Origin of the sequence: Ruegeria discodermiae, assembly GCF_030758345.1 — a bacterium.
In the GTDB taxonomy this organism is placed as follows: domain Bacteria; phylum Pseudomonadota; class Alphaproteobacteria; order Rhodobacterales; family Rhodobacteraceae; genus Ruegeria_C.
The window spans coordinates 1-12,957 of sequence record NZ_JAVAMO010000026.1; the positions used below are offsets into that span (position 1 = coordinate 1).

Annotated in this window: 9 protein-coding genes; 7 read left to right on the forward strand and 2 right to left on the reverse strand. The window is 63.5% G+C overall.

From position 1 onward, the window contains the following. Both Q5Y75_RS26450 and Q5Y75_RS26455 read left to right on the forward strand, forming a co-directional pair. A partial coding sequence (locus Q5Y75_RS26450; RefSeq protein ID WP_306203225.1) for a calcium-binding protein occupies positions 1-895 on the forward strand: 895 nt, incomplete at its 5' end. A gap of 203 nt (positions 896-1,098) precedes the next feature. Next, entirely contained in the window at positions 1,099-2,721 is a 1,623-nt protein-coding gene (locus Q5Y75_RS26455) for a calcium-binding protein (protein ID WP_306203227.1), read from the forward strand. 46 nt (positions 2,722-2,767) lie between these two features. Here Q5Y75_RS26455 and Q5Y75_RS26460 read toward each other — a convergent pair whose 3' ends face one another. Beyond that, positions 2,768-5,764, reverse strand: coding sequence for a calcium-binding protein (locus Q5Y75_RS26460; RefSeq protein WP_306203230.1), 2,997 nt, complete (start codon positions 5,762-5,764; stop codon positions 2,768-2,770). Between the two features lie 148 nt (positions 5,765-5,912). Further along, on the reverse strand, positions 5,913-7,199 hold the full coding sequence (locus Q5Y75_RS26465; protein ID WP_306203232.1) for a sulfotransferase family protein: 1,287 nt from the start codon (positions 7,197-7,199) through the stop codon (positions 5,913-5,915). A gap of 207 nt (positions 7,200-7,406) precedes the next feature. Here Q5Y75_RS26465 and Q5Y75_RS26470 point away from each other — a divergent pair, with 207 nt between their 5' ends. From Q5Y75_RS26470 to fcl, 5 genes are all read left to right on the forward strand, one after another. After that, positions 7,407-8,717 (forward strand): DUF2793 domain-containing protein, encoded by a 1,311-nt coding sequence (locus Q5Y75_RS26470; RefSeq protein ID WP_306203234.1) that lies wholly within the window; start codon positions 7,407-7,409, stop codon positions 8,715-8,717. Between the two features lie 146 nt (positions 8,718-8,863). Then, positions 8,864-10,009, forward strand: coding sequence for a UDP-galactopyranose mutase (gene glf / locus Q5Y75_RS26475; protein ID WP_306203237.1), 1,146 nt, complete (start codon positions 8,864-8,866; stop codon positions 10,007-10,009). 37 nt (positions 10,010-10,046) lie between these two features. After that, the gene (locus tag Q5Y75_RS26480; protein WP_306203240.1) at positions 10,047-10,757 is read left to right on the forward strand and encodes a sulfotransferase; all 711 of its coding nucleotides are present in this window, start codon (positions 10,047-10,049) and stop codon (positions 10,755-10,757) included. A 97-nt stretch (positions 10,758-10,854) separates the two neighbouring features. Beyond that, positions 10,855-11,976, forward strand: a complete 1,122-nt coding sequence (gmd, locus tag Q5Y75_RS26485) for a GDP-mannose 4,6-dehydratase (RefSeq protein ID WP_306203241.1) — start codon at positions 10,855-10,857, stop codon at positions 11,974-11,976. 4 nt (positions 11,977-11,980) lie between these two features. Further along, on the forward strand, positions 11,981-12,949 hold the full coding sequence (gene fcl, locus Q5Y75_RS26490) for a GDP-L-fucose synthase (protein ID WP_306203242.1): 969 nt from the start codon (positions 11,981-11,983) through the stop codon (positions 12,947-12,949). The last annotated feature ends 8 nt before the right edge of the window (positions 12,950-12,957 follow it).

The following is a 12,957-nucleotide window of genomic DNA, read 5'->3' on the forward strand; positions in this document are numbered from 1 at the left end:
TACGCTGGAAGGTGGCGACGGCAATGACGACATCGCCGGGCTAAGCGGCAATGACCTGATCGATGGCGGTAATGGCAATGATCTCCTGAAGGGTGAAGGCGGTCGTGACACGCTACAGGGCGGTGCGGGGGCTGATACGCTGCAAGGCGGTGACGGCGGGGACCGGCTAGAAGGCGGCGACGGGATGGACCGGCTGTTTGCTGGCGACGGCGCCGATCTGCTGCGGGGCGAAGACGGCAATGACACGCTGGGCGGCGGCAACGGCAACGACACGCTCTATGGCGGCGAGGGCAACGACGTCGCCTATGGCGGCGCTGGCAAGGACGTGCTCGGCGGCGGCAACGGCAATGACCGGCTGTTCGCGGGCCGGGACGATGACAAGATCACCGGCGGCGCGGGCAATGACACTCTCGGCGGTAATGACGGTGACGACTCGCTGAACGCCGGGATCGGCAATGACACCATCTTCGGCGGCGGCGGAGAAGACACGCTGGGCGGCGGCGATGGCAACGACGTACTCTCGGCCGGGGCCGATAACGACACCCTGTTTGGCGGCAACGGAGAAGACACGCTGAACGGCGGCGCAGGCGATGACAGTTTCTTTGCCGGCGCTGGCGCGGATGTGCTGGATGGCGGCGCGGGCAATGACACGCTGCGCGGCGGCGCGGATGCGGATGTGCTGGTCTTCTCGACCGGGGACGACCAGGTGATAGGCTTCGGGGCTGGCGACCGGATCGACCTGAGCGGCGTGGGCGCGATCACCGATTTCGCCGATCTGCAGGCCAACCACCTGTCGGGACCGGTGGATGCGGTGATCGACGACGGGGCGGGCAACACCATGACGCTCGTGGGCACGGGCGCCGGAACACTCGACACGAGCGACTTCATCTTCTGAAGCGTCGAGCATATCGGAACAACAGCAAACCGGGCTGACACCGGCCAACGTCAAACGCGTTGACCAGCGTCAGCCCGCATAGTTTAATTCAGTATAATTCTTTGACCGTTCCGGCCCGCCCCAGGCAAAAAACAACTCCAAAATTTACCTCGATGATCGGGCAGACACCGGAAAAACAACCATACTCTGGGGAGCATATTGCCATGACGACCTATTCCGTAACCGGCTTCTCTGTTTTCAACAATCCTGCAACCGACACAGATGTCGACGTCCAAGCCGGGGCCAGCCTCGAGTTCGTCCCCACAAGCGGTACCAATTCACTGCGCTACACCGTCCTGCCGCTGGAACCGGGCGGCACGGCGCCGGACGACCTGTTCGTGGATATCGATATCGACCTGGACCAGTTGCGCCTCAACGGTCAGACCCTCGACCCGGACGCGGAAGGGCCGGACAGCCAGATCTTTCAGATCAACTGGCTGGCGGCCGGCAATGTGGCGCGCAGCACCACGATCCTGATCCTGGAAGAAGAAGGGGTGAACCACCCGCCGCATGGCACGGTCGATGCCGCGCATTTCTTCCGCCTTGGCGGTGATGCGCTGCCGAGCCCCAACAATTTGGACGACTGGAACAATTTCCTGAACAATGCGCTGCAGAGCTATGGCATCCCCCCCGGCTCCAGCCCCTTTGGTCCCAACAAGGACATTCTGCTGAGTGCGCTGAGTTTCTCCTCCAGCGAAAACGACGTCATCATCGGGTCGAACGGCGCCGACAGTTTCGATGGGGGTGCCGGCAATGACCGCATCGAGGGGCTTGGCGGCAATGACACGCTGCGTGGTGGCAACGGCAACGACACGCTTCTGGGCCATGGCGGACGGGACACCCTGTTCGGCGGCAATGGCGCCGACAGCCTGGCCGGTGGCGACGGCAATGACCTGCTTGCCGGTTCGGGCGGAAACGATTCCCTCATCGGCGGCACCGGAGCCGATACGCTGCGGGGCGAAGCCGGGAACGATCGGCTCACCGGCGGGGGCGGAAACGATTCCCTCATCGGCGGGGCCGGAGCCGATACGCTGCGGGGCGAAGCCGGGAACGACCATCTCACCGGCGGGGACGGCAACGACACGCTCCTGGGCCAGGGCGGACAGGATACCCTGTTGGGCGGCCTTGGCGCCGACAGCCTGGCCGGTGGCGACAGCAATGACCAGCTTACCGGCGGGGGCGGAAACGATTCCCTCATCGGCGGGGCCGGAAACGATACGCTGCGGGGCGAAGCCGGGAACGACCAGCTTACCGGCGGGGGCGGCCGCGACAGCCTGCTGGGTCAGAACGGACGCGACACCCTGACGGGCAGCGACGGCAATGACACGCTGCGCGGCGGCAACGGCAATGACAATCTGGCGGGTGGCAACGGCAATGACCGGCTGTTCGCGGGCCTCGACAACGACCAACTCACCGGTGGTACCGGCAACGACACCCTGTTCGGCGGCAGCGGCGCGGATACGCTGGGCGGCGGCAACGGCAATGACGCGCTCTGGGGCGAGGCGGGCAACGACACCCTGTTCGGCGGCGCGGGCAACGACACGTTGCGCGGCGGCGCCGATGCGGATGTGCTGGTTTTCTCGGGCGGTGCCGATCAGGCGATCGGTTTCGGGCCCGGCGACCGGATCGACCTGAGCGGCGTGGGCTCGATCACCGGCTTTGCCGATCTGCAGGCCAACCACCTGTCGGGCGGCGCCGAAGCGGTGATCGACGATGGCGCGGGCAACACGCTGACGCTGGCGGGCGTTGCCGAGGGCGCGCTGGATGCGGGCGATTTCATCTTCTAGCGCGCCGAGAAACAGGTCCGAACATCAACAGCCCGCGCCGGGCTTTTCAGATGAACAGGAAATCCCCGGACGAGAGCTGATCAGGCGCGACCCCCTCCAGCAGAATGGTGCCGAGATCGCTTGTGATCTCGGTCCCGCCATCGATCTGGCGGATGGTCAGGTCCGAAAAAGCGATCCCGCCGCCGAATTCGATCCGATCCTGCCCCGGGCTGAAATCGGTGATGTTATCCCGGCCATGGCCCCGGCCAAAAACAAAGACATCAGCTCCGGCCATACCGGTCAGCTGGTCGGCGTGACTGCCGCCGATGAGCGTATCCGCCCCATCGCCACCGTTCAGCGTATCCCGTCCGGCCCCACCGCCGATCCTGTCGCTGCCGTCGCCACCCCGGGCAAGATCGGCCCCGTTCATGCCCCATATCGCGTCGTCGCCTTCCCCTCCGGCCAGAGTGTCATTTCCATCGCCGCCAAGGATCACATCCTGGTTGTTGCCGCCGCCGATATTGTCATGGCCACTGCCCCCATCCAGCGTATCGTTGCCATCCCCGCCCCAAACGGCATCCGCCCCATCGGAGGCCCTGAGATCGTCCGGCCCACCGCCGCCGCTGATCGTATCGTCGCCCGCGCCCGCCCGGATCAGGTCGCCACCGCCGCCGCCGTCGACCCGGTCCGCACCGTCCCCGGCTCCGATCAAATCCCGGCCCCAGTCGCCGAGTATGGTGTCATCACCGCTACCGCCCCAGAGCGTGTCATCCCCCCAACCGCCATCCAGATAATCACCATCGCCGCCGCCATTCAGGACGTCAGCACCGTGACCGGCCAGCAATCGGTCCCGGCCCGCTTCGCCGTCCAGCGTATCATTGCCTTCGCCGCCCCAGACAGTATCCGCACCTTCGCCGCTCCAGACTCTGTCCCATCCACCACCGGCGCCGATCAGGTCGTTCCCCCTCCCCCCCCGGATCATATCGTTACCGCCACCGGAAAAAACCGTATCCGTGCCGTCGCCCGCTCCGATCGTATCCTGCCCCCAGTCGCCAAGGATGGTGTCGGCACCGTTGCCCCCCCAGATCACGTCATGCCCGAACCCACCATCCAGATGGTCGGCACCATCACCGCCGATCAGGAGGTCAGCCCCGTCCCCGGCATACAACCGGTCCCGGCCAGCACCGCCATCCAACGTATCGCTGCCATGTCCACCCCAAACGGTATCGTTGCCTGCGGACGCGTGGATTCCGTCATTGCCACCGCCGCCCCTGATCAGGTCTGCGCCGACACCTGCCCGAACCAAATCGCTGCCACGTCCCGCGAATATGACATTCACGCCATCTCCGGCGTCGATTGTATCCTGTCCTTTGCCACCAATGACGGTGTCATTGCCGGTCCCGCCCCAGATACGGTCCTGACCCAGCCCGCCATCCAGGTGATCCGCTCCGGCCCTGCCCCAGAGCACGTCGTCACCGGCAGCGGCGCGGATCGTATCATGACCCGTCCCACCTCCGAGCCGATCGGCCGCGGTGGACCCCAGAATCTCTCTCGGATACGGGATCGCCTCGGTCAATAGCCGGTCGGGGGTGGAAAACCGCCCCGTCGGCCAGAAATCCGACAGCTTCAGCGGCCCGCCGGACGCGCTGGTGATGACGATCCGCGAAGTCTGGAATTCGAGCAGCGCCCCGTTCGGCAACGGGGTGACTTTCAATTGCGACGGCGACCGGAGCAGCGGGAAATGCGACAGGTCCAGCCGGTCCAGCCCCGGCTGGAAATCAACGATGCGCTGGGTCACATCGCTGGGTCCGAGAACGAAGAGGTCCCCCCCTGCCCCGCCCCGCAGAACGCTTGTACCGGTCCCCGCCACCAGAATGTCGTCGCCGCCGCCACCGGTCACCGTGACCGGCCCGGGACCGTCAGCCAGCAACACGTCCTCACCAGCGGTCCCCTGCAATTGGGGCGCCCTGCCTTCGCGGGCCAGACCAAGCGAGGCCACGCTCCAGGAAAACTGCGACAGGCCGGGCAGGCTTTCGGAGGCCACGAAGATCTGCACCTCGTCGCCAACCAGCCCGGCCTCGATGGCAGTGACGTCACCCAGACCCCGGCCCCGCGCATCAGCGATGCTCTGCAGATGCACAAGCCGTCCGTTGGGCAGGAGCGAGAACACCGCCAGCCCGTCATCGCCGCCACCGGCAATGACCAGCACATGCTCGCCAACCGGCACCACGGACAGCGCCTGCACGCCACCAAAGCGTGTCTCTCCGGTATCGAGTAGATGATCGGCCGGGGTCAGCTGACCATCGGCGCTGACCCGAAACACGCTGAGCGTGTCACTGCCGGCTGCCGCAACGATGACCCAGTTTTCCCCATGTGCAGAGACGCTTTCCAGCGCTGTTGGTGTTGAAAACCCCACCCCGTGCACCGCTCCGGAGCGGCCGGCATCAACCAAGCTGCCCCCCGGACCCGACATCCGGAAACTGACCAGTTCCGAGGCGTTCCCCCCCGCTGCCGCCACCACGACCGCCCCCGCGCCAGCGGGCAAGGCGGTCACCAGCGTTCCGTCAGGCGGCTGCCAATCCGCACCGTTGCGCTGTGCAGCCCGGCTCGCTCCGGCCCCGCCGGTGTCATAGGCTTTCAGAACCCCGGCATCGCGATCAAGCGCAAAAAGATACGGCATGGAACCGCCCGCATCCCAGCTGTCGACCCCCGCGACCGGGATCGCAACCGCGCCCTGCGCGCCGAAACCTGCATCCGGCTCCAGCGTATAATACAGAAGATCCCCGCCTCTGCCGGTTCCAAACACCAGCACGTCCTGGCCCTGCATCTTCAGCATATCGAGCCGGGTGTCCGCCACCCCTCCGGGCAGGGTCCGGAAATCGACCGTATCCACCACCTGCGCTGCCGCATCCGGTGTCAGCGCATATGTGCTGAGCCCGCCATGTCGACCGGTGCCTGCGTAAAGCACATTGCCATCGGGTCCGGTTACCAGATGCAGGCTGCGCAGATCACCATCCAGCGCCTCCTGACCCGTGGACAACCGCCCGTCGAATTGCAGGACCATCTCCCCCGCCCCCGAAACTATCACCCGGGTCCGGGATGGCAGGCCGGTCAGGCCCGCCAGGGGTCAAATTCTGTCGAAATCGGGGATATTACGTAGGAAACACTTAAAATCCGCCAGATCCCTGCACCTGGATGCGGGCCAAATCGCCTTACCCCTCACCAAGAAAGGCGGTCAGATCTTTCTGGGTCTGCGGGTCCGACGGCCAGAGATCGTAATCGATCAGATGGCACCGGTCGGGATGCGCGTCGCGATGGCTTCGGTAAAATGTGTCGATGCTGTCCAAAAGGTCCGGAGTGTTTCGAGAAGGGCCCGTCACATCCGAGTGGCGACGGGTCACGAACACGATCCGGGTATTTTCGAAATGTTCCGACAGGAAAGTCACATAGCGGCGCAGCACGCCCGTATCCCGAGGTGTCAGCCCGGACCTGAACCCGGCGATCCGGGAATTTGGTTCGGGCTTGAGAACTTTCTGCGTGAAGGTTGCAGCAACGGCCCGGCCGTATTCTCGCGGAAACATCTTTTCGGCACCATAACAGCGCGCCGACGCGGCGGTCTTCTTGCCCGCCCGGCGCAGCGCGGTCATCTCGGGGTGATTTGCGATGGCATTTCTCGAACGCATCAGATGCAGGGCCGCATCGTTGTTTTCACCGCGGATGCAAAATCCGGGCCGATTGTTCAGGTGGGTCTGGATCGAACCGCCAGCCTCGGGGCAATAGCTGAAGACGAAGACATGCCCGTCCGGCACCACCTCAGCGGATGCGGGTGCAGCGCCACCGGTCTGCACGGGGCGGAACACGCGGCGGTCGGCACGCAACCGCGCCATGCCTTCGGCGTTGATCGCATCCAGCTCCGCATAAAGCTTGTAATCCTCCTCGTAGAAGGCTCGCACCTCCTCTTCCAGCCCGTCCGGCAGGCTCTGGGTCTCCCGAATCCGGCTGACATTCGCACGCGGCAGCCCCGCAGGCATTTCGAGCTCGGCGCAGATGTCGCGGAACATGTCGTCCAGGCGATCATAGGGAATGATCACATCAGCCATGAGCTGGCCATCGCCGCCCAGAAACATGTCACGCTGCAGGTGCTTGCTGCCGTTCCCGCGCAGAATGTTCCAGTCCTTGAGCGCCCAGAAATCGGCAAAGCTCATACCTTCGGGCAGCGGGCTTTCGACCTTGTTGCCAAGGCGGTAGCGATACCACGAGTTGATCCAGTCGAACGGGTCGCGCATCACGCCGAACTTGAAAAAGCTGTCGGGACTGTAACCAGGCTGGGAAAACAGGAAATCATAGGTCGGAAAGATCTCGGGCAGGCCGATATGCTTGCGCTGCGCCGAGCCGCTCCGAAAGATATCGGCATGCGGTTTGAGGACCTGTTCCAGCGAGGTTGACGCGGTCTTGGTGCTGGCCACGAACACAAACCGCTTGTCAATTCCGATCAACATCCAAAATCCGCTCCGCTCAGTCCGTTTTCTGCTTCATAGCCCCCCGACCCGCGACTGAACAGCCGATAACGGCAGGCGCGACGCAAACAGACGAAATCCCGCGACAAAGGTAAACAGACGGTGACCGGGCCGCCCCCCCGGTTAGGCCGGGTTTCACCGCGATCACGGCAGGCTGCGCCCGTCTATTCGGACCAAGGGGACCCTTTCATGACGCAGAATTCGCCGAATCTCGAGCTGCCATTCCTGCAACCGTCACAGGCGCAGAAACATGTCACCCATAACGAGGCGCTGCGCCGCCTCGACATCGTGGTGCAGTTGCGGTTGCAGCAAACTGGCGCGAGCGTTCCGCCGGCCCAAGCGCAGGAGGGAGATATCCATGGTCTGGGAACCGGCGCCACCGGTGCCTGGGCCGGGCAGGACGGGATGCTGGCCGCCTGGCTCGACGCGGTCTGGCACTTTATCGCACCCCAGATCGGGTGGCGGGCCTGGGATGTGGCAGATGAACAGGTGGTGATTTGGGACGGCGCGGGCTGGACCGCCCTGCAGCCCGCGCTCGACGATCTCGACCGGATCGGCATCGGCACCAGCGCGGACGCCACAAACCGGCTGGCGGTCCAGTCGCCGGCGACGCTGCTCAGCCATGCGGGCCAGGGCCATCAGGTGAAGGTCAACAAGGCCTCGGTTTCCGACACGGCCAGCCTGCTGTTCCAATCCGGCTGGACCGGGCATGCGGAAATGGGGCTGGCCGGGCAGAACGCGTTTTCGGTCAAGGTCTCGGATGACGGGTCCAACTGGACCGAGGCGCTGCGCCTGGACGGCGCCACCGGCCAGGCCACCGGCAGCGCGGTGCAGACGGATGCGGCCGATGCCACGCCCGGGCGGCTGCTGGCAACCGGCGCGTTTGGGTTGGGCGAAACCGGAGCTGCCACACAGATTCCGGATATCGACGCAACCGACACGCCCGCTGGTGCTTATCGATATACAGGCTCTACACTAGGGGCCGAGAACTTGCCTGCGGCATTGCAGAGCAGTTTTGGCGTCATCCGGATCGAGCGCAGCAATACCGCGCTGCTCCGCCAGACCGCCTGGCGCAACAGTTTCGATAACGGCATCTGGACCCGGACCTATTCCGGCGGCTCCTGGGGCAGTTGGCGGCAGCTCTATGACCAGACAACGATTCTGGGAGCGGTCTCGGAAAGTGGGGGCCAGCCCACCGGGGCCGTGATCGAGCGCGGTACCTCGGGTCAGGGCGACTATGTCCGCTTTGCTGACGGCACCCAGATCTGCACCCGCTTTTTCAGCGCTGCAGCCTCAAGCCATACTTGGAGCTTTCCTGCGACGTTCATCTCGGCAGCCTCTGTCAGCCTTCAGGCCCTGGCCCGGCACGCCACGGCACCACGCCTGGTGACCGAAGGCGGCGATCTGAGCGCGACCGGCGTGACGCTCAAGGTCTGGAACGCCGCCGGTGCCGCCGCATCAGCGCCGGTGCACGCCACAGCCACCGGGCGCTGGTTCTGAACGGCAGCCCGCCTGCGACCTGCAAGAAAAATCCTGCACCCGTAAGGCGGGTGTCGGCCCCGGATCGGGTGACGTATTGAATTCCCCGAACCGGTCTGCGAGAAACCCCGCGACGCCCTTTTTCAACCATCGCGCGGTGCATTCTCATGGATCTACTTCTCGTCGGAGCCGGCCTGTCCGGAGCCGTGATCGGACGCAACCTGGCCGAGCAGGGCCATCGCATCACCATCGTTGACGGACGCTCCCATATTGGTGGCAACTGCCACACGGAACGGGATGCGGAAACCGGTGTGATGGTGCATGTCTACGGCCCGCACATCTTTCACACCGACGATGAAGAGGTCTGGAATTACGTCAATGCCTTCACCCGTTTCCTGCCCTACAAGAATCGGGTGAAAACCACCTCGCAGGGGGCGGTCTATTCGCTGCCGATCAACCTGCATACGATCAATCAGTTCTATGGCAAAACGTTGCGGCCGGACGAGGCACGGGCGTTTCTGGAAACCCAGGCCGACACCTCGATCACCGATCCCCAGAGTTTCGAGGAACAGGCGCTGCGTTTTGTCGGCCCCGACCTTTATGAGGCCTTCTTCAAGGGCTATACCGAAAAGCAATGGGGCTGTTCGCCCACCGAGTTGCCCGCCGCGATCCTCAAACGCCTGCCGGTGCGGTTCAACTATGATGACAACTACTTCTTCCACCGCTTCCAGGGCATGCCGGAAGAGGGCTATACGCCCATGATAGAGTCTATTCTGGACCATCCCGGCATCACCGTACACCTGGAGACGATGTTCGACCCCGATACCGCCGCCGATTATGACCACGTGTTCTATTCCGGCCCGCTGGATGGCTATTTCGACTACCGGCTGGGGCGGCTGGGCTACCGGACGCTGGATTTCGAGCGCTTCAGTGATACAGGCGATTACCAGGGCTGCGCGGTGATGAATTACGGTGACCGCGACACGCCCTATACAAGGATCACCGAGCACAAGCATTTCAGCCCCTGGGAAAGCCATGAGGGCACCGTCTGCTACCGCGAATATGCGCGCGAATGCGGCGCCGATGACATCCCCTATTACCCGATCCGGCTGGTCGAGGAAAAAGCGCTGCTGAACGATTACGTGGCGCTCGCCAAAGCGACGCCCGGCGTCACCTTCGTGGGTCGGTTGGGCACCTACCGCTATCTCGACATGGATGTGACCATCCGCGAGGCGCTGGATACCGCGCAGGCGTTTCTGGCCCATGCGGCAGAGAGCAGCGCGATGCCGGCCTTTGTCAAATCCCCGCTCTGAAAACGGTATGGTGTCGCGTTCAACCCAGTGAGGTCACATGAATTACAAGGACTATAGCTATCTCTTCATCGTGACCTATGGCCGGTCCGGGTCGACCTTGATGCAAAGTCTGCTGAACTCGCTGGACGGCGTGCAGATCCGCGGTGAGAACTACAACGCGCTGTTTCACCTGCACCAGACCATCCGCACCGTCAACAAGACCAAGAGATTGTCGCGCAACAGGCGGATATCGAACCCGGATGAGCCCTGGTACGGGGCCGGCGATTTGCAACCGCTCCTGTACCGCAACACCCTTCTCAATGCTTTCGTAAGCCATGTCCTGCGCCCGGATGACGGAAAAACCGTACTGGGCTTCAAGGAAATCCGGCACGCACCAACCAGCATGACCAATTTCCAGTTCACCACCTACATGGATTTCCTGCTGGAAAGTTTTCCGGACGCCAAAATCGTCTTCAACACCCGCAACGTCGAGGATGTGGCCAAATCGGGGTGGTTCGCCCGGCAGGACCCGAAAAAGACTAAGGCCAAGATCCGGGCCTGCGACGACCGTTTCGCGCGGTATGATGCGTCATCGGACCGGACCATTCTGATGCATTACGACGATTACGTGGCCGATCATTCCAAGATCGCCGAGCTGTTCGCCTTTCTCGGCTATGACTATGATGAAGAGGCGGTTGCCTCGATCTTTTCCAAGCCGCTGGAACACGCCAAAGGGCTGCCCGGCCCGGCAAATCCCGGCCCATCCTAGCCCGTTGCAAGCCCCTCTCCGAGACGGTAGGGCATGTAGGCAATGGCAAAGACCGGGCTTTCGGCGCGCGATCCGGCCGCAACACAGGATGATCTGAATGACCAAAAAGGCATTGATTACCGGCGTCACCGGGCAGGACGGGTCTTATCTGGCCGAATTCCTGTTGGAAAAGGGCTATGAGGTGCATGGCATCAAGCGCCGCGCCTCGTCTTTCAACACCCAGCGGGTCGATCACATCTATGAGGACCCGCAGACCGATCATGCCCGGTTCCGCCTGCATTACGGCGATCTGAGCGACAGTTCGAACCTGACCCGCATCATGCGCGAGGTGGAGCCCGACGAGGTTTATAACCTGGGCGCGCAATCCCATGTGGCGGTCAGTTTCGAGGCCCCGGAATACACCGCCGATGTGGACGCGATGGGCACGCTGCGCCTGCTGGAAGCGATCCGCTTTCTCGGGCTTGAGCAAAAAACCCGCTTCTATCAAGCCTCGACCTCGGAGCTGTACGGACTGGTGCAGGAAACGCCCCAGCGCGAGACCACGCCGTTCCACCCGCGCTCGCCCTATGCGGTGGCCAAGCTCTATTCCTACTGGATCGCGGTCAATTACCGCGAAGCCTACAACATGTATGCCTGCAACGGCATTCTCTTCAATCACGAGAGCCCGCGGCGCGGCGAAACCTTTGTGACCCGCAAGATCACGCGGGGTCTGGCCAATATCGCGCAAGGTTTGGAAACCTGCCTCTATATGGGCAATATCGACTCCTTGCGCGACTGGGGCCATGCCAAGGATTACGTGCGCATGCAGTGGATGATGCTGCAGCAGGAGGCCCCTGAAGATTTCGTCATCGCCACCGGCAAGCAATATTCGGTGCGCCAGTTCATCGCCTGGTCGGCGGCTGAACTGGGGGTCACGCTGGCCTTCTCCGGCGAGGGCACTGATGAGATCGCCACCGTCACCGCAATCGAGGGCGACAGCGCGTCAGCGCTCAAACTGGGCGACGTGATCATGCGCATCGACCCGCGCTATTTCCGCCCGGCAGAGGTGGAAACGCTGCTGGGCGATCCCTCGAAAGCCAAGCAGAAACTGGGCTGGGAGCCCGAGATCACCGTGCAGGAGATGTGCGCCGAGATGGTGCGCGAGGACCTCAAGACCGCCCGCCGCCACGCGCTGCTAAAAGAACACGGCATGGATGTGCCGGTCTCGGTCGAGGGGTAGCGCCATGAAGATCTATGTGGCCGGCCATCGCGGCATGGTGGGCGGCGCCATCCTGCGCAGGCTGCAGGCGCGCCGGGAGGCAGGCGAGGATCGGGAGCTGGTCACCCGCACCCATGGCGAGCTGGATCTGATTGACAGCGCGCAGGTGCGTGATTTTTTCCAGACCGAGCGCCCCGACCAGGTGGTGCTGGCCGCCGCAAAGGTCGGCGGGATCGTGGCCAATAACAGCTACCCGGCCGAATTCATCCGCGACAATCTGATGATCCAGTGCAACGTGATCCATGCCGCCCATGAGGCGGGCGTGCAGACCCTGCTGCAACTGGGATCAAGCTGCATCTACCCCAAACTGGCGCCGCAGCCGATGGGTGAGGACGCGCTGCTGACGGGCACGCTGGAACCCACCAACGAGCCTTATGCCATCGCCAAGATCGCAGGCATCAAGCTGTGCGAAAGCTACAACCGGCAATATGGCCGCGACTACCGCTCGGTCATGCCCACCAATCTTTACGGGCCGGGCGACAATTTCCACCCCGAGAACTCTCATGTGCTGCCCGCCCTGATCCGCCGCTTCCACGAGGCCGCCCAGAATGGCGCACAAGAGGTCGGCATCTGGGGCAGCGGCACGCCCCGCCGCGAGTTTCTGCATGTGGACGACATGGCCGAGGCCTCGCTCTTTGTGCTCGACCTGCCAAAAGACGTCTATGACGCCAATACAGAGCCTATGTTGAGCCATATCAATGTCGGCACCGGCAGCGATGTCAGCATTTTGGAGCTTGCCCAGATGGTGGCCCAGGTGACCGGGTTTCAGGGCCGGATCACCACCGACCCCTCCAAGCCCGACGGCACCCCGCGCAAGCTGATGGATGTCTCTCGGCTGAGCGATATGGGCTGGCGCGCACGGGTCACGCTGGAGCAGGGATTGGCCGAGACCTATCGCTGGTTCCTTGCAAATCAGGACACATTCCGGCGGTAATACCCGCG